Raw genomic sequence first — 19,394 nt, forward strand, 5'->3', positions numbered from 1 at the left:
CGTCGCCGTGGGGGGGGGCCGTCACCGTCGCCGTGGGGGGCCGTCACCGTCGCCGTTGGGTGCGTCACCGTCGCCGTGGGGTGCTTCACCGTCGCCGTGGGGTGCTTCACCGTCGCCGCTCCCCTGGGCAGGCCGCGGCTCGCCCCACCCGAGGGGCGCGGGGGAACCGCGCGACCGGCCGCGAACGCCCCGCAGCCGGCGACGGCCACCCGGACCACGACGACAGCGGTGACGACGGCAGGGCGCGGCCGGTGATCGTCCGGTGGCCCTGCGGCGGATGCCGCTAGCGGCCGCCGTTGTACGGCCCGTAGGGACCGTCGCTGCTGCTCCCACCGCGTCTGCCCCAGCCACGGCCACCGCCGACCTGCCGGAGCGCGGGGCGTACGTCCACGAGGTACACGATGCTCGCGACCGCGCCGGCGATCGGCAGGATGGACAGGAGCGAGAACAGGTAGCTGACCACGAGCGCGATGCCGAGGATGATCAGCCAGAAGACCTTGTTCTGCTTGTCGGCCGCGCGGAACGCGTCCTCGCGCCGGAACGCGGCGTCGAACAGCCCGAACGCGGCCAGCGCCATCAGAACGATCTTCAAGATCCCCATGAAGCCCGCGAAGCCCAACATCAGCATGCTGTCCACCGCCCGTTGAATCCCGATCCCAGGTACGCCGCCACCGTACCCACTGAACGGGCCGGACACCCCAAAGGTGCCCGGCCCGCATCCGTCCCTGCGGTCGTGGTCACTTGGCAGGCGGCGTGGTCTTCTTCGCGGTGGTGGCCTTGCGGGCGGCCGGCGTCTTCTTCGCCACGGGCTTCCGCTCCTCGGCCGGCTTCGGCTGGTCGTCCTTGACCTGCACCGGCTCCGGCTTGCCCTCGACGGCGATCGCCAGGTCCTCGATCTCCTCGGCGGCCTCGCCGCGCCAGGTCTTCACGGTCTGCTCGCCGTGCTCGGCGACCTTCTCGTAGGTCTCACGGGCCTTCACGGCGTACTCGGCGGCGACGCCGACACCGCGCAGGGCGAGGTCCTGGGCGGTCTCGCCGAGCTTCTTCAGGTCGACGTCGAGGGCGCCGATGAACTCGTTGACCTTGGTCTGAAGGGTCTCCTGCGCCTCCTTGGCGCGGGCGGTGGCCTTCTCCTGCACCGCCTTCGGGTCGGTGTTGCGCACGGCCTCGATGCGGGCCGGGGCCTCGACGCGCAGCTGCTCGACCAGGGCCGGCACCTTCTTGGCCTGCTGAATCGCCAGGTCGGCGGTGCCGGCGGCGAAGTAGAGCGGGGTCGGGTCGCTGAGGGTCTTGCGCAGGTCGTCGGTGATGGCCATGGTGAGGGTCCTCCCGGATCGGATTCGCGTTCGACTGGGTTGGTGTGGTCCGCGGCGGGCGTCCGGAGCCCTGGTCCGGCGTTATCCGGCCGTCTGCCGCGGACCGGTGTCCGTGTCGCTTACGGCGGCATCGCCTCCGCCGGCCGTACGGCTGCCGCCGCCGGTCCCCTGGCCCACGGATCCGTCCCCGTCCGTCTCGCCGTCGACGGGCTCGCCGGTCCCGAATCCGTTCTCCTTGCGGAAGGACTCGTAGATCTGCAGGAGCACCTGCTTCTGCCGCTCGTTGAGCGACGGATCGGCGAGGATGACGGCACGCGTCTCCACCTCGTCGCGGTCCCGTTCGGCGTCGAGGATGCCGGCGCGGACGTACAAGGTCTCGGCGGAGATGCGCAGGGCCTTGGCGACCTGCTGGAGCACCTCCGCGCTGGGCTTGCGCAGCCCGCGCTCGATCTGGCTCAGGTACGGATTGGACACCCCGGCGGCGTCGGCGAGCTGCCGCAGCGACAGCTGGGCGTTTCGCCGCTGCTCGCGCAGGTACTCACCGAGATTGCCGACGTTCAGCGATGCCATGCCTCCACCTTGCCCCACCCCCGCTAACAATTGCAAGCACCCGCTTGCAAGAGTGTGTCGCGCGCCGACCGACAGCACGGACCGCGGCGCCGGCCGTGGGGGTCCGTCGGGTCAGGGTCCGGGCGGGGTGACGGCCGTGGGGGTTCGTCGGTTCGTCAGGTGCGGCTCGGTGTCGGCTTCGGCTCTCGGGGCAGGGCCGCCGCGCGGCGGGGGAGCAGCAGCGGGGTGGCCAGCAGGAGCACGCCGGCCAGGGCGATGGCCGTCCGCGGGCCGAGCAGGGCGCCCAGCACGCCCCAGACGGCCGTCAGGAGCGCGGTCGTGGCCTTGGTCGTCACCGTCCAGGCGGACAGGGTGCGGGCGACCCGGTCGGTCGCGGTGCGCTCGAGACGGCAGGTGGCGTAGACGGGGTTGAAGACCGCGCAGCAGGAGATGAGCCCCAGCTCCACGGCCATCACCAGCAGCAGTCCTCCACCGCCCGGCCCCGGGAAGGCCAGGCCGACGGGCCAGAGCGCGCGCAGCGTCCCGGCCGCGACCAGGACCCGGTGCCGTCCGAACCGGGTGGCGAGCGGGCGGGCCAGCCGGGCACCGATCAGCCCGCCGACCGAGGGCACGGCGAAGGCGAGGCCGTACTGCCAGGGCGTGAACCCGAGCCGGCCCAGCATCAGGACGGCCAGCAGCGGCTCGGCGGCCATCACCAGGCCGTTGAACAGGGCGGTGTTGAGGAACAGCGGACGCAGTGTCGCGTCGGCGAGGATGTACCGCCAGCCGTCGAGCAGGTCCCCGGCCCGCAGGCGCGGGGTCTCCCGCCGCTCGGGCCGCGGCTCGTGCCCGCCCGTCGCGCGGATGCCGAGGGCCGAGAGCAGATAGCTGACCGCGTCGGCCGCCACCGTCGCCACCGGTCCGAGGAGCCCGATCGCCGCGCCGCCCAGCGGCGGTCCGATGATCGTGGTCGTCCAGGCCGTGGACTCGAACCGGGCGTTGGCGACGAGCAGGTCCTCGGCCGGCAGCAGCGTCTTCAGGTACGCGCCGGAGGCGGCCCGGAAGGTGATGTCGGCCGCCGCGACGACGACCGAGACCAGCAGGAGCTGCGGAAAGGTGAGCGCGTCGAACGCGAACGCGACGGGGATGGTCAGCAGCGCCGCGCACCGCACGAGGTCCGCCCCGATCAGCACCGGCCGCTTGCGGCGGAACTCCACCCACGGGCCGAGCGGCACCGCCACGGCCGCGCCGACCGCGGCCCCCACGGAGGAGAGGGCGGCGACCTCGGCCGGTCCGGCGTGCAGCACCCGGATGGCGATCAGCGGGAGCGCGCCGAAGGCGAGCCACGTGCCGAGCGCGCTCGCCCCGTACGCCGCCCAGAGCCACCCGAACCGCCGCCCCAGCCGATGCCCGGGCAACCGCCCCCGGCGATGCCCGGTCACCTGTCCCCCCGGCGATGCCCGGTCACCTGTCCCCCGGCGATGCCCGGACGGCTCTCCCCGGCGATTCCCGGACGGCTCTCCCCGGCGATGCCCGGACGGCCGTCCCCGGCGGTGCCCGCTCCCCATGCCCGACGCTCCCCGCCCTCACCCGTACGACCGATCCGCGTTCCGAGGCATCAAAGCGAGCACCGTGACCGGGGATCAAACAACCACGGAGCCCCGAGCCACAACCACCGGTTGTGTCCCTAGGGTGTCGGCATGGACCTCGACACCGTCCGGACGTTCGTCGCCGCCGCCGACACGGGGCAGTTCCAGGAGGCGGCAGCCGAGCTGGCGGTCACCCAGCAGGCCGTCTCCAAGCGCATCGCCGTGCTGGAGCGCGCCCTCGGCGTGCGGCTGTTCACCCGCACCGCGCGCGGCGCCCGGCTCACCGTCGACGGGCAGGCGTTCCTGCCCCACGCGCGCGAGCTGCTGCGCGTCGCCGAGCGCGCGGTCGCGTCCGTGCGCACCGGCCGCCGTGCGCTGCGCGTCGACGTGATCACCTCGCGCGGCGCGGCGTCGGGCCTGATGCGGGCCTTCCACCGCGCGCACCCCGCGATCGACCTCGACGTGGTGATGCTCCACGACATCGGGACGGCCCTCGACGCCATCCGCTCCGGCACGATCGACGCGTCGTTCCGTGCCGTCGCCATGCCCGGCCGGCCCCTCCCCGAGGACATCGAGTCCGTCCGGGTCCTCGACGAGCCGCTCCAGCTCCTCACCGGCCCCGCCCACGCGCTGGCGGGCGCCCGGTCGGTGACCGTCGCCCAGCTCGCCGGGCACCGGATCTGGATGCCAGGCGTCGTCCCCGGGACCGAGTGGACCGCCTACTACGACGACCTCGTCGCCCGGTTCGGCGTCACCATCGAGGCGACCGGCCCCAACTTCGGCTCGGACGCGCTCCTCGACACCATCGCCGGCTCCCCGGAGCTTGCCACGTTCATGGGCGAGCACACCCTCCCCCGGCTACCGCCGGCAGGTGCCCCCGACGTCCGGCCCGCCGGCCACGGCCTGCGCCGCATCCCGGTGACCGGCCCGGCGCCCGTCTACCCCCACTCGCTCGTCTGGCACCGCGACAACCCCCACCCGGCGCTCGCCGCCCTCCGCGCCCACCTCGCCGCCACCACGGCCGGCCACGACGCCCCCGGCACCTGGACGCCGGACTGGGTGATCCCGCGCTGAACGCCACCGCCTCCGCGGCCACCACGGCCGGCCCGGCGGACGGCGGCTCGGGGGCCGCCGCGGCCTCCGGCACCCTCCGGCTCCCCCGGCCGGCCGGGGAACCGGTCGGGGATGGAGAGGCGACGGGTCCGGTCAGGAATGGAGAAGCGACGGGCGGGCCGTCGCGGTTAGCGTTGCGGCGGCGGCCCCACGGACGGAGAGACGATGAGCATGACCATGCGGACCGACGCACCGGCGGACGCGGCGCACGCCGCCGACAGCCATGAGCTGATCCGCGTGCACGGTGCGCGCGAGAACAACCTCGGGAACATCAGCGTCGAGATCCCCAAGCGCCGGCTGACGGTGTTCACGGGCGTCTCCGGCTCGGGCAAGAGCTCGCTCGTCTTCGACACCATCGCCGCGGAGTCGCAGCGGCTGATCAACGAGACGTACAGCGCGTTCGTCCAGGGCTTCATGCCCACGCTGGCGCGGCCCGACGTCGACGTGCTCGACGGGCTGACCACCGCGATCATCGTCGACCAGCAGCGGATGGGATCCGATCCGCGTTCCACGGTCGGCACCGCCACCGACGCCAACGCGATGCTGCGCATCCTCTTCAGCCGGCTCGGCACCCCGCACATCGGCTCGCCCAAGGCGTTCTCCTTCAACGTCGCCTCGATCAGCGGGGCGGGCGCGGTCACCGTGGAGCGCGGCGGGAAGACGGTCAAGGAGCGCCGCGCGTTCAGCATCACCGGCGGCATGTGCCCGCGCTGCGAGGGCCGGGGCACGGTCACGGACATCGACCTGACCCAGCTCTACGACGCGGACAAGTCGCTGAGCGAGGGCGCGCTCACCGTCCCCGGCTACAAGCCGGGCGGCTGGAACCACCGCCTCTACACCGAGTCGGGCCTCTACGACGCGGACAAGCCGATCCGCTCGTTCACCAAGCGGCAGCTGGACGACTTCCTGTACCGCGAGCCGACCCGGATGAAGATCGCGGGCATCAACATGACCTACGAGGGTCTGGTCCCGCGGATCCAGAAGTCGATGCTCGCCAAGGACCGGGAGTCGATGCAGCCGCACATCCGGGAGTTCGTGGACCGGGCGGTCACCTTCACGACCTGTCCCGACTGCGACGGCACCCGGCTCGGCGAGGCGGCCCGCTCCTCGAAGATCAAGGGCATCAGCATCGCCGACGCCTGCGCCATGCAGATCAGCGACCTGGCCGAGTGGGTGCGGGCCCTGACCGAGCCGTCCGTGGCACCGCTGCTCACCGCGCTGGGCGAGACCCTCGACTCGTTCGTGGAGATCGGCCTCGGCTATCTCTCTCTCGACCGGCCCTCGGGCACGCTCTCGGGCGGCGAGGCCCAGCGCACGAAGATGATCCGCCACCTCGGCTCCTCGCTGACCGATGTCACGTACGTCTTCGACGAGCCGACCACCGGTCTGCACCCCCATGACATCCGGCGGATGAACGACCTGCTGCTGCGCCTGCGGGACAAGGGCAACACGGTGCTCGTCGTGGAGCACAAGCCGGAGGTCATCGCGATCGCCGACCACGTGGTGGACCTCGGCCCCGGCGCCGGTACGGCAGGCGGCACCGTCTGCTTCGAGGGCACCGTAGCCGGGCTGCGGGCGAGCGGCACGCTCACCGGACGGCATCTGGACGACCGGGCGACGCTGAAGAAGACGGTACGCAAGCCGACCGGGGCGCTGGAGATCCGCGGTGCCGCGACGCACAACCTGCGGGGCGTCGACGTGGACATCCCGCTCGGCGTGCTGACCGTCGTCACCGGTGTCGCCGGGTCCGGGAAGAGTTCGCTCGTCCACGGGTCGGTCCCGGCCCGCGAGGGTGTCGTCTCCGTCGACCAGGCTCCGATCCGCGGCTCGCGGCGCAGCAACCCGGCGACGTACACCGGGCTGCTGGAGCCGATCCGCAAGGCGTTCGCCAAGGCCAACGGGGTGAAGCCGGCACTGTTCAGCGCCAACTCCGAGGGCGCCTGCCCCGGCTGCAACGGCGCCGGGGTCGTCTACACCGACCTGGCGATGATGGCCGGGGTCGCCACGACCTGCGAGGACTGCGAGGGCAAGCGGTTCGACGCGTCGGTGCTGGAGTACCACCTCGGCGGCCGGGACATCAGCGAGGTGCTGGCGATGCCGGTGACGGAGGCCGAGGAGTTCTTCGGCTCCGGGGAGGCCCGCACGCCGGCTGCCCACCGCATCCTGCGCAACCTGGCCGACGTCGGCCTCGGTTACCTCACCCTCGGCCAGCCGCTCACCACCCTGTCCGGCGGCGAGCGGCAGCGGCTGAAGCTGGCCACGCACATGGCCGAGAAGGGCGGGGTCTACGTCCTGGACGAGCCGACCACCGGTCTGCACCTGGCCGATGTGGAGCAGCTGCTGGGCCTGCTCGACCGGCTGGTGGACGCCGGCAAGTCGGTGATCGTCGTCGAGCACCACCAGGCGGTCATGGCGCACGCGGACTGGATCATCGACCTCGGCCCCGGCGCCGGCCACGACGGCGGCCGGATCGTCTTCGAGGGCACCCCCGCCGACCTGGTCGCGTCCCGCTCCACCATCACGGGCGAGCACCTGGCGGAGTACGTCGCCGGGTGACGTCTCAGAAGGGCAGGGGCCGGGCGTGGACCACGTCCAGGCGGGAGACCGCTCGGGTCAGGACCACGTAGAGGCGGTGGAGGCCCCGGTCCTCCGCCTCCGCCACGGCGGCCGGTTCGACGGCGACGACGTGGTCGTACTCCAGGCCCTTGACCATGCTCGCGGGTACGACGGTCAGCCGGGCGCCGAGCGCGTCCGGTCCGGCCGGGCCGAGGCCGGCCTCGGCGAGCGCCGCCCGCACCCGGTCGGCGTCCGCGTCGGCCGTGATCACCCCGACCGAGCCCTCCCGGGCGAGGGCGTCGCGTACGGCGGCGACGGTGGTGCCGAGCAGGTCCTCGGCCGGCCGGAGGGTCAGTTCCCCGTCGGTGCGCAGGGAGGTGGCGGCGGGCACGGCGACGCCGAGGCGGGCGAGCAGCCGGTTGGCCAGCTCCACGACGGCCGCCGGCACCCGGAACCCGGTGGTCAGCGGGACCACGACCGCGTCCGGCCGGCCTAGGTGGCGCAGCTGCACGGACCAGTCCCGGGCGGCCCACGGGGTGGTGCCCTGGGCGAGGTCGCCGAGGACGGTCAGCGAGCCGAAGGCCGCCCGGCGGGCGATGGCCCGGCACTCCATCGGCGACAGGTCCTGGGCCTCGTCCACGACGATGTGGCCGCAGCCCTCGGGGTGTTCGACCAGTCCGGCGAGTTCGTCGAGCAGGACCAGGTCGGCGGCCGACCAGCGGGCCGACCTGAACGACCGCGGCGGGCGGGGCCACAGGAGCGCCGCCTGCTCGTCGGGGTCCAGCAGACCGTCGGCGGCCCGGGCCAGCACCGCGGCGTCGGTGAGGAGTTCGGCGAGGATCTCCTCGGGGCGGGCCTTCGGCCAGACCGCGTCGAGGTGGGCGGTGAGCGGCCGGGCCCGTTCGACGCGGCGCACCCAGGAGGCGGGCAGCACCCCGGAGCGCCGTTCGGCCTGCTCGCGCAGCCGCCGTACCACCCGGGTGCGGACCCGCTCGCGGCCGATGGCGTACGGCGGTTCCTCGGCGCGGACCTCCGCGACGAGGTCGGCCAGCTCACCGGCGGGCACCCGCCACCGGTAGGAGCCGTCCGGTACGGCGAGGTCGGTGACGCCGTCGGTGGTCACGCGCGCGTACAGCGCCCGGCGCAGCACCTCGGCCATGCGCGGGTCGTGTTTGACGGTGGCCGTGGCGACGGGGTCGGTGCCGGTGGCCGGGTGGCGGGCGATCTCCTCCAGGAGGGTCGACTGGCGGACGCCGGACTCGCCGAGCGCGGGCAGCACCTCGGCGATGTAGTGGAGGAAGGTGCGGTTGGGGCCGAGGATGAGCAGGCCGGAGCGCTGGAGCCGCTTGGGGTGGGTGTACAGGAGGTAGGCGGCGCGGTGCAGGCCGACGGCGGTCTTGCCGGTGCCGGGCGCGCCCTGGACGCACACCGAGTCGGTGAGGGCGGCGCGTACGAGGTCGTCCTGCTCGGGCTGGATGGTGGCGGCGATGTCCCGCATGGGTCCGACGCGGGGCCGCTCGATCTCGCGGGCCACGATGTCGCTGGTCCGTGACTCACCGCGGCCCAGGTGCTCGTCCTCCAGTCCGGTCAGGTCGGCGGACTCGCCGCGGCTGCCGGGCGCCCAGCCGAACCGGCGCCGGATCTCCACGCCCCGGGGGTCGCGGGCGCTCGCCTGGTAGAAGGCGCGGGAGACGGGGGCCCGCCAGTCGACGACGAGGGGCGGGGCGGCCGGGTCCTCGGTGATCCGGAGCCGGCCGACGTGGTAGTGCTGCCCGCCGTGCCCGGGGTCGTCGGCGGAGAAGTCGAGCCGGCCGAAGAACAGCGGGCCCGGCGGGAGTTCGCGCATGGCCTTGGCCCGGCTGCGCAGGCGGTAGCCGAGGACTTCGGCGTCGGCCCCGGAGGCGGAGACGTCCTCGCCGACGACGACCTGTTCGGCGGCTCCCTCGACCATCGCGGTGAGGGCCGTGCGGCAGGTGTCGTGGTAGGCGCGCTCGCTGTGCAGGGTGTCCGTGAGGGCGGGCTCGAGTGACGTCATGGCGGCTACCCTACCGCCAAAACGTTACCGAGTTACGTTTTTAACCAAGTCTCATCGAGTGGGCTTCAGACCGTGAGCGCCCGGGCCAGCCTCCCGAACGCCCGCTCGGCCGCCCGGACGGCATCCGGCGCGACGTCCCCGACCGGCTCCCCCGCCGCGATCCGGCGCCAGTTCTCCTGGGCGAGGACCCGCTGGACGGCGATGATCTGCCCGGCGGCCAGCCGCGCGTCCAGCCCGCCCCCGAGCGCCTCGGCGAGCGCCGCCTCCGACCGCTCCAGATGGGCGTACGCCCGCGCCACCAGGGAGGGAGTGCCGTAGAGCAGGGTGTGGAAGGCGAGCACCTCGGGGTGGTCGTTCAGCCCGGTGACCGGGTCGCGCCGCTCCAGCCCGGCGAGGAAGTTCCGGCGCAGCGCGTCCACCGGGTCGGCCGCCCCGGCCACCAGCCGCGCGGCCTCCGTCTCGTGATCGGCGATCCGGTGCAGGACCAGGTCCTCCTTGGCCGGGAAGTACCGGAACAGGGTCGGCTTGGAGATCCCGGCCGCGGCGGCCACCTCCGCCACGGACACCGCGTCGAAGCCCCGCTCCAGGAACAGCCGCACGGCGGTGTCCGACACGTCCTGGTACATCCGCTGCTTCTTGCGCTCACGCAGGCCCATCTCACCCATGGGGGGAGCCTACGCAGTGCCGCCCGGCCGGGTCGGCCACGCCAGGGCGCGGCTGAGGCACGGGGCGGTCCGGCGCCGGGACGACAGCCCCAGCGAGGCGGTGGCCGCGGCCAGGGTCATCGCGTACGAGTCCACCGCGCGGCGCACGTTGGGGGCGTCCAGGCTCGCTCCGGTGACCAGCCGGTCGAGGTCGACGTAGGCGGAGCGCACGATCTCGATCCACCGGTACACGCGCCAGTCCTCCTGCCAGTTCCTGGTGTACCGGGCGGGCAGCCGGCCGGCCCAGCGGCGGAACATGCGCTCGCGGATCTCCGGCCGGGTCGGGGTGAGGTGCATGTGCCGGACCAGCTCGTACAGCGGGTCGCCGACCAGGGCCAGTTCCCAGTCGATCAGGGTCAGCGCCAGACGGTCGTCGCGGCGCACCAGGTTCCACGGGTTGAGGTCACCGTGCAGCAGCGCGGGGGTGCGGTCGGTGACCCGGTGCCGGGCGAGGATCTCGCGCAGCCTGGGCGCGTCGGGCAGGCCGAGGAAACGGGCCAGCTGCTGGGACTCCCTGGGCAGCCGGGCCACCAGTGCGACCAGCTGGTCGCTGAGCCATGTGTAGAAGCCCGGCCGGCCGGCCAGCGGGTCGACCGGGGCGTAGTCGACCCCGGTCAGCGCGATCAGCTGGTCGACCAGGCAGTCGGCCTCGTGCGGGAGCAGCCCGTTCACCGGATGCTCGGGCCGCCGGTCCGCGTCGGGCGGGCCCTCGTAGGTGTGGACGGCGAACACGTCCCCGGAGTAGGTCCGGATGCCGGAGAGGTCCTTCGAGTGGCTCTCCCCCAGCGCCAGCACCCGGGGCGCGGCCACCGCCGCCCCGGACCGTTCGATGGCCTGGAGCACGGCGTGCTCGCTGAGGAAGCTGCGCTCGCGCCGGGTGACGTGCACGACCTTGCGGCGGACGACGACCGGGAAGGGGGTGCCGGGGACCCGCAGCACCGAGTTGAGGTGCGCGGTGCCCTTGAACACCCGGTGGGCCGGGGCGGCGCCCTCCAGGGTCAGTGCGTCGGCGACGGCGGAGTGCGGGAAGTCGGGGTGTTCCGGCACGCGCCGGTCCGGCCTCCAGCCGATCGCCCGGACCACCCGCGCCCGCCGCGCCCCGCCGCCGGCCGGGGCCGCGGCTCCGGTCCCCGTCCCGGTACCGGGACGCACGGACGCCCGCCAGCGGAACAGGATCCGCTCGATCTCCTCCCGGCCCGGCACCCGGTCCAGGCGCAGCGGCTCCGCCGCCGCGGACACGGCCCGGTGCACCCGCGCCGTCGCCTCGTCCAGGCCCTTCTGGTCGAAGGACTCCTCCAACGACTTCGCGGCCCGCATCACGTCGGGGTACACGGACTGCGCCCGTTCGAAGGCGACGTAGTGGCGCAGGTCCCGGCCGACGCCGTTGACCGCGGCCGGCCGCACCTCGCGCACGGCCCGCACCCACGCCTCGACGACCTCGTCCCACTGGTGGTCCGGGTAGCGCATCCGGACCAGATGGACGGCGAGGTCGTGCAGCGGGTCGCCGTAGCCGGCGAGTTCCCAGTCGATCCAGGCCGGGGGCGAGTCGCCGCCGGGCGACACGATCACGTTGTCCCGGTGCAGGTCGGCGTGGAGCAGGCCGTAGGGGCGGCGGGACATGGCGGGGACCCGTTCGGCCAGCCGGACGAGGGCGTCCTCGGGAATGCCGAGTGCGGCGAACAGGCCCCCGAACAGCTGCCGGTTGGGCATGCGGATCTGCGCATCGGCCAGGCCGGCCAGGGTCCGCAGGAAGCCCTGGCTGTCGGTGTGGTTGCGGGGCCACGGCGACGGCAGGGGCGGCAGCGCCGCGCCGCGCACCTGGGCCGCCTGGGCGAACAGGCCGGCCAGCGCCCTGATCAGCAGGGCGTCGACCGGTTTGCCGGCACGGCAGACGCTGGAGAGGGGCACGCCTTCCACATGGCTGTGGATGGCGAAGCCGTCCCCCTCGGCCAGGCATTCCGGCACCCGCGGCAGCACCCCCTTGACGGCCCGCAGGACCGCTCCCTCGCTCCGCCACGTCCGGATCACCACGGGCAGGACGTCCGCGCGCGGCAGCCGCACGGTCACCGGGGTGCCCGGCTCCCGGCCGAGCAGCCGGGCCATGGGCTCGGTGAGCGGCAGCACATGGTTGCGATGGTGGAGACCGCCGCAGGGACGTCCCCGGACGGCGGCTTGCGCCAGGAACTGACGGCAGACGGCTTCGGGCAGAGCCCGACCGGCACGCGCCCCGGCCGTGTCGTGGGGGACGGGGGGTGCGCCCACTGGCCGCTCCGGGGTTCGATCGCGCTGCGCTGGAGGGGGACGATACGGGTCGGGGAAACGCTATCTCCCCTGGTGGAGCGGGACACGCCCAGAGGCCGGACGAGCAGCCCAACGGGTGGTCGGCCCCTCGCCCGCGTCCTGTGCGCCGGAACGGGCCCGTTCGCCGTCCCGTACGTGAAACCGGAGCGGTCGCCCTCACGGTTGCGCGGATGCTATCGCATACCCGGCCGCCTCCCCGGGCTCTCGGCCCGGCCGGTCAGCGGCCGCGCAGCATCCGCAGCAACGGCTCCAGCGATCCGACCACGCACCCGGCTCCCGCCTCCCGCAGGAGCTTGCCCTTCCGCTCGGTGCGCGCGTAGCCGAGGAACGGCACGCCGGCGTCGTTCGCGGCGGCGAGGTCGGACGGCGAGTCGCCGATCATCAGGGCCGCCGACGGGGCGGAGCCCATCGCGCTCAGGGCCCGGTTGAGGCAGTGCGGGTCGGGCTTGAGGAGGTGCAGGTCGGTCGTGCGGCCGTAGACGTGGGGGGCGAAGCAGGAGCCGAGGCCGCGACCGTCCAGGTAGGCGCGGACCACCTTCGGGGAGTTGTTGGTGGTGATGGCCAGCCGGGAACCGGCCGCGGTCCAGGTGCGTATCAGGGGGTCGGCGTAGGCGGTGGGCCACGCGGAGCCGGCCGCCCTCAGCTCCTCCTGGGTGAGACGTTCCTCCAGCTCGGCCACGAGGTCGCTGCCGGGGCGCCGGCGATCCACGGCACGCAGCACCGCGTGCGGGTCCAGCGAATCGCGCTCGGAGTCGCTGAGCAGGTCGTGCAGCCCGCGCCCGGCCAGCCAGTCCACCAGCTCGGCCGCCACCCGCTCCGCCTTGTGCCGCGCGAACAGACGGCAGATCGGTCCGTCGAAGTCCCACAGCACCACCCGGGCGCGTTCGATCAGACCCCGCAGCCGTTCGGTGTCGTTCGCGGTCTGTTCGGTCCGCGTCTTCGCATCAGAAGTCACTAGGAGAGTGTCAGGTCCGTCGTGATGGTTTCCCAGAGGGCGTCGAACCACTTCTGCGACTGCTCCACGAACGCCGCGTCCCGCTGCCCGGCCCGTCTCGCGAAGGAGAAGAGCAGGGATTCGGAGCCGAGGGTGTCGTACATCTCCAGCGTTCCGCTCTCGGTGGGCTCCGCGCGGCGCGTGACCATGTAGTACGCGTACAGCGCCTCCGACCCGTTCAGCAGGTACAGCTTCGCCGGAGGGGTGAAGGGCAGGGCCCGGAAGGTGACGTGGACGTCGATGTCGTGGGTGCCGCGCAGGGCCTGGAGGTTGTACTGGAGCACCTGGCCCTGGGCGTTGCGCATCGCCAGCCAGCGCTGGTGGACGGCGTCGTCGTCACCCGCGGCGTCGACCGAGACCGGGAAGGCGAGGTTGATGTCCCGGGACGGCAGCAGGATCCGGGCGTCGATCCGCTCGGGCCTGATGCGCCCCTCGTGGATCAGGCGCAGCGGCTCGCCGAGGGCGGGGATCAGGCTCTGCGCCGTCAGGCAGACGGCGTCGATCCGCACGTGGGACGCGGAGAAGGCCTCGGTCAGCCGGGGGGCGAGGGCGACCATGGTCGGCTGCGGCTCGTCGCGCGCGGGGGCCGGACCGGCGACCCGGGGCGGGCTGCCCTTGCTGACATTGCTGAGCAGGCCGTCCTCCTGAAGCGCCCGCAGCGCCTGGCGTACGGCACCCCGCTCCACACCGAACTCCTCGGCCAGCTCGGCCTGGGTGGGCAGGCGCTCGCCGGCCCGGAGGACGCCGGTGCGGATGCGTTCGCGCAGGGTGTCGGCGATCACCTGGGGCGCGGGCCTTCTGCTTCCGTTCACTGCCACGTTCTCCTGGGTCACGGCCAAAAGCTACAACCGCCATCCATCTTCCGGGAGTTGTAGCGAAGTTGTTTGTAATCATCGGCCAAGTGGGGACAACTTAAACAGAGTTGGTCGCCAACTTGGTCGAGTTGGCACTCCAAAAGGGGGAACGTCCATGCCTGTCCTCGCGCTCCTCTCCGCCCTGTTCGTCGTCGGCTTCGAACAGCTCGTCCAGTGGAGGTTCGGTGCCACCGGCATCGTCGGCCTGCTGCTGCTCACCGTCGGCGTCAAGGCCAAGAGCCCGGCCGTCAGCTCCGCCGGCGCGGTCCTGCTCGCGGTGCTCCTGGCCGGGCCCGCGCTATAGCGTCAGCACCAGCTCCGAACTGATCGTCTCCCACAGCGCGTCGAACCACAGGCGCGACTGCTCCACGAACGCCGCGTCCCGCTCCCCGGCCCGCCGCTCGAAGGCGAACAGCATGGAGCGGGTGCCGTCGGCGTCGTACAGCTCCACGTGCTCGTGCTCGATCTCCCGCTCACGGCGCCCCAGCGTGTAGTACGCGAACAGCGCCTCCGCGCCGTTGACCAGGTACAGCTTCACCGGCGGGGTGAACGGCAGGGCCCGGAAGGAGACCCGCACGTCGATGCCGTGCGTGGTGCACAGCGCCAGCAGGTTCTGCCGCAGCACCATGCCCTGGGCGTTGCGCTGGGCCAGCCACCGCCGGTGCAGCAGTCCGCCGTCGGCGGCGTCGACCGGTGCCGGGAAGGCGAGGTCGATGTCCCGGCTGGGCAACAGCAGCCGGACGTCGATCTTGGCCGGTTTCAGCCGTCCCGCGTGGATCTGTCGCAGCGGCTCGCCGATCGCCAGCGTGAGCGAGACCGACGTCAGACAGAGCGCGTCTATGCGCACGTGCGGGACGGCGAAGGCGGCGGCGATGCGCGGGGCGAGACCCACCATGGTGGGCTCCGGCGGCGCCCCGGGCCCGGCCGGGGGCCGCACCGCCCCCGGCACAGCCGCCACGGTGGCGGGGCTGCCCTTGGACACGTTGGTGAGCAGCCGCTCCGACTGGAGGATGCGCAACGCCTGCCGCACGGCACCCCGTTCCACGCCGAACTCGTCGGCCAGCCTGGCCTGCGTGGGCATGCGCTCACCCGGCCGCAGCACCCCGGACCTGATCCGGCTGCGCAGTTCGTCGGCGATCTCGCGGTGGGACGAACGGGGCCGCTGCGACTTCGTCCGTCCACTGGCGGAGACGTGCTCCGGGTCCACGAACGAACCCTACAACTTCTCGCCAACTTACGGCAGTTCACCGACGGCTGGTTATGAGTCGCGTCCCGCGGAGATAAGTACAGTGAAGTTGGTCGCCAACTTGAGAAACATGGTCAAACTTTCCAGTGGTTGGCCGACCGGGCTCCCTCCCGGAGGGGAGCCGGGAGTCCGGGCAGGAGACGGCCGCCGGAGCGCACAGTCACAACTGAACATCCCGCACAGCCACAACTGAACACCGAAAGCTGCACAGCGACAGCTGCACAGCCACAGCGCACAGCCACAACTGAACAGCTCGCTACGGATGAACAGCACGCAGCACCACCCGGCGCGACCGGTGCAGCCGGCACGTGTCGGCGCGTGGCCGGCAGAAAGGAAACAGCTCAGGACAGGGCGTCGGCCTTCATCGGGCGGCGCCCTCTCGTCCGTCAGGTCAGCAGATCGTCCACCTGCGCCTCGCCCACCCGGTACCGGCGCGCGATCTCCCCGCTGCAGTCGTCGGCCGTACGCTGCAACCGCTGCCGGCGCCGCGAGACCTCCTGCTCGTAACGCACCAACCGGCCCATCGCAGCGCTCAGTTCGAGGTCCGTCCGGGCCGTCAGGTCGGACAGCTCGACCTCGGCCAGCATCTCGGCGGCCAGCTGCCGGTACTCCTCGTTGTGCGGGGTGCCGAGCGTGACATGGCGGGCCGAGGAGCGCTGCCGGGCCGGGGCGTCCTGGAGGATCTCCGGGAGGCGGTCGACCACGGACCCGTCCGCCGGCGCCGGCACGGCCGTCCGGCCGCGCCAGCCCAGTTCCGCGCGCAGGATGTCGATGCGGCCCTGGAGCAGCCTCCGTACATAGCTGAGGTCCGCCTCGTCACGCTGGGCGTCGCGGCGCAGGGCACGCAGCTCGGGCAGGCTCAGCCGGGCCAGGTCGTGCTCGGGAGGCTCGGCGGGCAGCGTCGGGCCCGCGGTGCCGTCGGCGCGCTGCGCGGGCGGCCGGTGCGTCCCCAGCCGCCCACTGGTACTCGGTGTGCTCATCTGCTGTGACCGTCCCCTCGCCCGGCGTGTGGAAGCATGGTGCCACCCCAACCGACCGCAATGTGACCGAGTCCCCCCGAACGGCCCTAGATGGGGGGTAACAGATCCATATTGGGCCCCCCGTGGGCGGGCGCGGAGCACCGGGCATGATGGTCCGCATGCGTGCGGTGGTGCAGAGGGTGGACGGCGCGAGCGTCGTCGTGGACGGCGAGACGGTGGGCGCGATCGAGGGCGAGGGGCTGTGCGTCCTCGTCGGGGTGACCCACGAGGACACCAAGGAGAAGGCGGCCCAGCTGGCCCGCAAGCTGTGGTCGGTCCGCATGCTGCACGACGAGAAGTCGTGCAGCGACATCGCCGCCCCGCTCCTGGTGATCAGCCAGTTCACGCTCTACGGCGACGCCCGCAAGGGCCGCCGTCCGACCTGGAACGCGGCGGCCCCCGGGGACGTCGCCGAGCCGCTCGTGGACGAGGTGGTGGCGCAGCTGCGCGCCCTCGGCGCGACGGTGGCGACGGGCCGGTTCGGCGCGCAGATGAGGGTGTCGCTGACGAACGACGGCCCGTTCACGGTGCTGCTGGAGATCTAGCGAGCCACGAGCGGGTCGGGCCCACCGGTCGCGGGTGGCGAGCGGGGCGGGCCCACCGGTCACGCGGGGCACGAGCGGACGGATCCTCCGGCCGCGCGGGCCGCGAGCGGGACGGGGCCGGCGGACCCGTCCCGGCAGGGCGCGCCCGACGCTACGGCTCGACCACGACCTCCTGCGCGGCCGCCGTCTGTCCGGCCAGGAGCCTGGCGTCCACCGGCACGTTCCGCTTGACCAGCGCCAGGGCCACCGGGCCCAGTTCGTGATGGCGGGCCGACGTCGTCACGAAACCGATCTTGCGGCCTTCCGGGCCCTCGTCCGCGACCCGGATCTCCGTGCCCGGCACCGGCAGATGGACCTCGCTGCCGTCGAGGTGGAGGAAGACCAGGCGGCGCGGCGGCTTGCCCAGGTTCTGGACGCGGGCAACCGTCTCCTGACCCCGGTAGCAGCCCTTCTGGAGGTGCACGGCGGTGCCGATCCAGCCCAGCTCGTGCGGGATGGTCCGGTGGTCGGTCTCGAAGCCGAGGCGGGGGCGGTGGTGCTCCACGCGCAGCGCCTCGTGGGCGAGGAGTCCGGCCGCGGGGCCGTGCGTCGCGGCGAAGGACTCCAGAGCGTCGCGCGGCAGGAACAGGTCGCGGCCGTACGCCGTCTCGCGCACGACGACACCCTCCGGCACCTCGGCGATGGACCCGGCGGGCAGGTGGACGACCGCGTAACCGTCGGTCCGGTCGGCGACCTCCACCCGGTAGAAGAACTTCATCGATTCCAGGTACGCGATCAGCGCGTCCTGGGTGCCGGGCTCCACGTGCGCCCAGACGGTCGTACCGTCGTCCACCAGATACAGCGCGTGCTCGATGTGCCCGTGCGCGGAGAGGATCAGGGCCTCGGCGGCCTCACCCACGGGCAGTTCGCTGACGTGCTGGGTGAGCAGCAGGTGCAGCCAGCTCAGCCGGTCCTCGCCGGTGACGGTGACGACACCGCGGTGCGAGAGGTCGACGAAGCCGGTGCCGTCGGCGAGGGCACGCTGCTCGCGGAACAGGTCGCCGTAGTGGGCGGCGACACCTTCGTCCACGCCCTCGGCGGGGACGGCGCCGGGCAGGGACAGCAGGGGGCTCTTCATACGGCAAGCCTACGACGTGGTATTTGAACTCTTCAGGGAGCAGTCCCGGCACCGGCCGAAGATCGCGAAGTGCTTCATGTCGGTGTCGAACCCGAACTGCTGCCGCAGCTTGGCCGTGAACTCCTCGGCCACCTCCACGTCCGCCTCGATGACGTCCTCGCAGTCCCGGCAGACCAGGTGCAGGTGGTGGTGGCGGTCGGCGAGGTGGTAGGTGGGCGCGCCGTGCCCGAGGTGGGCGTGGCTGACCAGGCCCAGTTCCTCCAGCAGTTCGAGCGTCCGGTAGACGGTGGAAATGTTGACCCCCGACGCCGTCTTCCTCACTTCCACGAGGATGTCGTCGGGGGTGGCGTGTTCAAGGGTGTCGACGGCTTCGAGGACAAGCTGCCGCTGCGGCGTCAGCCGGTAGCCGCGCTGCCTGAGGTCGCTCTTCCAGTCGGTGCTCACCACACCGACGAGTCTAGGACTACTTGAAGAAGGCGATGCCGTCGTCCGGCATGTCGTCCGGCAGGGCCTTGGCCCAGCGCTCGACGTCCTCGGGGGTGACGACCTTCTTCAGCTGGGCCGACATGTAGGGACGCAGCGGGACCTCGGGGGTCTGCTTCTCGCCGACCCACATCAGGTCGCTCTTCACGTAGCCGTACAGCCGCTTGCCGCCGCTGTAGGGCTGCGAGCCGGCGGTGCGGGCGACGGCGTCCGTCACCAGGTCGATCTGCGGCTTCTTGTCGGCCATCTCGCCGTACCAGATCTCGATGACACCGTCGTCGCGGGTCATCGTGACCTCGACCTTGCGGTCGGCGTCGATCCGCCAGAAGCCGTACTCCGACTCCAGCGGGCGCACCTTGTCGCCGTTCTCGTCCAGCACCCAGGTGCGGGAGTGGTACTCCAGGAAGTCCCGGCCGTCGTGGCTGAAGGTGACCTCCTGCCCGAAGTTGCACTTCTCCGAGCCGGGGAAGTCGTGCACGCCCGCGCCGGCCCAGTTGCCGAGCAGGAAGGCGAGGGGGACGAGGTCCTTGTGCAGGTCGGACGGGATCTCGATCATGAGCGGAAGCTTTCCTGGTTCGGGGTCAGCGCTGGCCCTGGTACAGCTTCTTCACGGTCAGACCGGCGAAGGCGAGCACGCCGACGCAGACCAGGACCAGCAGGGTTTCGAAGAAGATCTCCACGGGTGCTCCTTGAGCGAGGGTGGGCATACGACAGAGCCGCAGCCCAGCTTACGCGGCCTGGGCGGGGCTCTCCCTGCGAGGGCCGCTCAGGCGAGCGGCTCGGTCCGGAGGGTCGCGGCCGGCCGGAACGGCACGGCGTTCACACCGCCCTCGCGCCCGCGATGCGCCGCAGGCCGTAGTCGAAAAACTTCCTCGCCTCCAAGGTCTCCCCCCGTGGAATCGAGATCACGGCTCCCCGTCCGCGTCCTTTCCGGCAACTCATGGCATGTGCATGGACTTGAGGGGAAGCGGAT

General features: G+C 72.7%; 18 protein-coding genes. 4 read left to right on the forward strand and 14 right to left on the reverse strand.

Going from position 1 to position 19,394, the window contains the following annotated elements; translation table 11 throughout:
- Nucleotides 1–283: 283 nt before the first annotated feature.
- The 4 genes from JK361_RS33640 to JK361_RS33655 all read right to left on the reverse strand — a co-directional run bounded on the left by JK361_RS33640 (nt 284) and on the right by JK361_RS33655 (nt 3,307).
- Nucleotides 284–628 (reverse strand): DUF2516 family protein, encoded by a 345-nt coding sequence (locus tag JK361_RS33640; RefSeq protein WP_201825635.1) that lies wholly within the window; start codon nt 626–628, stop codon nt 284–286.
- Nucleotides 629–737: 109 nt separating this feature from the next.
- Nucleotides 738–1,316 (reverse strand): hypothetical protein, encoded by a 579-nt coding sequence (locus JK361_RS33645; RefSeq protein WP_201825637.1) that lies wholly within the window; start codon nt 1,314–1,316, stop codon nt 738–740.
- 81 nt (nt 1,317–1,397) lie between these two features.
- The gene (locus tag JK361_RS33650; RefSeq protein WP_201825639.1) at nt 1,398–1,886 is read right to left on the reverse strand and encodes a helix-turn-helix domain-containing protein; all 489 of its coding nucleotides are present in this window, start codon (nt 1,884–1,886) and stop codon (nt 1,398–1,400) included.
- Between the two features lie 155 nt (nt 1,887–2,041).
- Nucleotides 2,042–3,307, reverse strand: a complete 1,266-nt coding sequence (locus JK361_RS33655) for an MFS transporter (protein WP_307787380.1) — start codon at nt 3,305–3,307, stop codon at nt 2,042–2,044.
- Between the two features lie 258 nt (nt 3,308–3,565).
- Here JK361_RS33655 and JK361_RS33660 point away from each other — a divergent pair, with 258 nt between their 5' ends.
- A complete protein-coding gene (locus JK361_RS33660; protein ID WP_201825643.1) occupies nt 3,566–4,528 on the forward strand; it encodes a LysR family transcriptional regulator in 963 nt (320 codons plus the stop codon).
- A gap of 204 nt (nt 4,529–4,732) precedes the next feature.
- Entirely contained in the window at nt 4,733–7,123 is a 2,391-nt protein-coding gene (locus JK361_RS33665; RefSeq protein WP_201825645.1) for an ATP-binding cassette domain-containing protein, read from the forward strand.
- A gap of 4 nt (nt 7,124–7,127) precedes the next feature.
- On the opposite strand, the gene JK361_RS33670 is transcribed toward JK361_RS33665, so the two are convergent.
- The 5 genes from JK361_RS33670 to JK361_RS33690 all read right to left on the reverse strand — a co-directional run bounded on the left by JK361_RS33670 (nt 7,128) and on the right by JK361_RS33690 (nt 13,996).
- Nucleotides 7,128–9,158: a HelD family protein gene (locus JK361_RS33670; RefSeq protein WP_201825647.1), complete on the reverse strand. Its 2,031-nt coding sequence runs from the start codon at nt 9,156–9,158 to the stop codon at nt 7,128–7,130.
- 65 nt (nt 9,159–9,223) lie between these two features.
- The gene (locus JK361_RS33675; protein ID WP_201825649.1) at nt 9,224–9,823 is read right to left on the reverse strand and encodes a TetR family transcriptional regulator; all 600 of its coding nucleotides are present in this window, start codon (nt 9,821–9,823) and stop codon (nt 9,224–9,226) included.
- Nucleotides 9,824–9,832: 9 nt separating this feature from the next.
- On the reverse strand, nt 9,833–12,124 hold the full coding sequence (locus JK361_RS33680; RefSeq protein WP_201825651.1) for a phosphotransferase family protein: 2,292 nt from the start codon (nt 12,122–12,124) through the stop codon (nt 9,833–9,835).
- 256 nt (nt 12,125–12,380) lie between these two features.
- Nucleotides 12,381–13,118 (reverse strand): HAD family hydrolase, encoded by a 738-nt coding sequence (locus JK361_RS33685; protein WP_307787381.1) that lies wholly within the window; start codon nt 13,116–13,118, stop codon nt 12,381–12,383.
- Nucleotides 13,118–13,996, reverse strand: a complete 879-nt coding sequence (locus tag JK361_RS33690) for a winged helix-turn-helix domain-containing protein (RefSeq protein ID WP_236053967.1) — start codon at nt 13,994–13,996, stop codon at nt 13,118–13,120. Before JK361_RS33690 ends, JK361_RS33685 begins: the two co-directional genes overlap by 1 nt.
- A 130-nt stretch (nt 13,997–14,126) precedes the next feature.
- Between JK361_RS33690 and JK361_RS33695 the strand changes: the two genes are divergently transcribed.
- The gene (locus JK361_RS33695; RefSeq protein ID WP_201825655.1) at nt 14,127–14,315 is read left to right on the forward strand and encodes a hypothetical protein; all 189 of its coding nucleotides are present in this window, start codon (nt 14,127–14,129) and stop codon (nt 14,313–14,315) included.
- Here JK361_RS33695 and JK361_RS33700 read toward each other — a convergent pair.
- Both JK361_RS33700 and JK361_RS33705 read right to left on the reverse strand, forming a co-directional pair.
- Nucleotides 14,310–15,218, reverse strand: a complete 909-nt coding sequence (locus tag JK361_RS33700) for a winged helix-turn-helix domain-containing protein (RefSeq protein WP_201825657.1) — start codon at nt 15,216–15,218, stop codon at nt 14,310–14,312. The two genes, JK361_RS33695 and JK361_RS33700, sit on opposite strands and share 6 nt — an antisense overlap.
- A 425-nt stretch (nt 15,219–15,643) precedes the next feature.
- On the reverse strand, nt 15,644–16,237 hold the full coding sequence (locus JK361_RS33705) for an RsiG family protein (protein WP_201825659.1): 594 nt from the start codon (nt 16,235–16,237) through the stop codon (nt 15,644–15,646).
- A 158-nt stretch (nt 16,238–16,395) separates the two neighbouring features.
- On the opposite strand from JK361_RS33705, the gene dtd reads away from it, so the two are divergent.
- Nucleotides 16,396–16,821: a D-aminoacyl-tRNA deacylase gene (dtd, locus tag JK361_RS33710; protein WP_201825661.1), complete on the forward strand. Its 426-nt coding sequence runs from the start codon at nt 16,396–16,398 to the stop codon at nt 16,819–16,821.
- 151 nt (nt 16,822–16,972) lie between these two features.
- Here the strand turns inward: dtd and ygfZ are convergent, their stop codons facing one another.
- From ygfZ to JK361_RS33725, 3 genes are read right to left on the reverse strand one after another with little or no spacing between them, the layout of a single operon-like run.
- Entirely contained in the window at nt 16,973–17,938 is a 966-nt protein-coding gene (gene ygfZ, locus JK361_RS33715; RefSeq protein ID WP_201825662.1) for a CAF17-like 4Fe-4S cluster assembly/insertion protein YgfZ, read from the reverse strand.
- 9 nt (nt 17,939–17,947) lie between these two features.
- Entirely contained in the window at nt 17,948–18,385 is a 438-nt protein-coding gene (locus tag JK361_RS33720; RefSeq protein WP_201825665.1) for a Fur family transcriptional regulator, read from the reverse strand.
- A 16-nt stretch (nt 18,386–18,401) separates the two neighbouring features.
- Nucleotides 18,402–18,977 (reverse strand): heme-binding beta-barrel domain-containing protein, encoded by a 576-nt coding sequence (locus tag JK361_RS33725; RefSeq protein ID WP_201825666.1) that lies wholly within the window; start codon nt 18,975–18,977, stop codon nt 18,402–18,404.
- Between the last annotated feature and the right edge of the window lie 417 nt (nt 18,978–19,394).

The sequence above is a fragment of the Streptomyces musisoli genome, from assembly GCF_016741855.1.
GTDB lineage: Bacteria > Actinomycetota > Actinomycetes > Streptomycetales > Streptomycetaceae > Streptomyces > Streptomyces musisoli.

Coding starts and splice junctions, on each gene's coding strand:
- JK361_RS33650 (WP_201825639.1), bottom strand. CDS start 1,886: ATGGCATCGCTGAACGTCGGCAATCTCGGTGAGTACCTGCGCGAGCAG.
- dtd (WP_201825661.1), top strand. CDS start 16,396: ATGCGTGCGGTGGTGCAGAGGGTGGACGGCGCGAGCGTCGTCGTGGAC.
- ygfZ (WP_201825662.1), bottom strand. CDS start 17,938: ATGAAGAGCCCCCTGCTGTCCCTGCCCGGCGCCGTCCCCGCCGAGGGC.
- JK361_RS33725 (WP_201825666.1), bottom strand. CDS start 18,977: ATGATCGAGATCCCGTCCGACCTGCACAAGGACCTCGTCCCCCTCGCC.
- JK361_RS33665 (WP_201825645.1), top strand. CDS start 4,733: ATGAGCATGACCATGCGGACCGACGCACCGGCGGACGCGGCGCACGCC.
- JK361_RS33705 (WP_201825659.1), bottom strand. CDS start 16,237: ATGAGCACACCGAGTACCAGTGGGCGGCTGGGGACGCACCGGCCGCCC.
- JK361_RS33640 (WP_201825635.1), bottom strand. CDS start 628: ATGCTGATGTTGGGCTTCGCGGGCTTCATGGGGATCTTGAAGATCGTT.
- JK361_RS33660 (WP_201825643.1), top strand. CDS start 3,566: ATGGACCTCGACACCGTCCGGACGTTCGTCGCCGCCGCCGACACGGGG.
- JK361_RS33670 (WP_201825647.1), bottom strand. CDS start 9,158: ATGACGTCACTCGAGCCCGCCCTCACGGACACCCTGCACAGCGAGCGC.
- JK361_RS33645 (WP_201825637.1), bottom strand. CDS start 1,316: ATGGCCATCACCGACGACCTGCGCAAGACCCTCAGCGACCCGACCCCG.
- JK361_RS33695 (WP_201825655.1), top strand. CDS start 14,127: ATGCCTGTCCTCGCGCTCCTCTCCGCCCTGTTCGTCGTCGGCTTCGAA.
- JK361_RS33675 (WP_201825649.1), bottom strand. CDS start 9,823: ATGGGTGAGATGGGCCTGCGTGAGCGCAAGAAGCAGCGGATGTACCAG.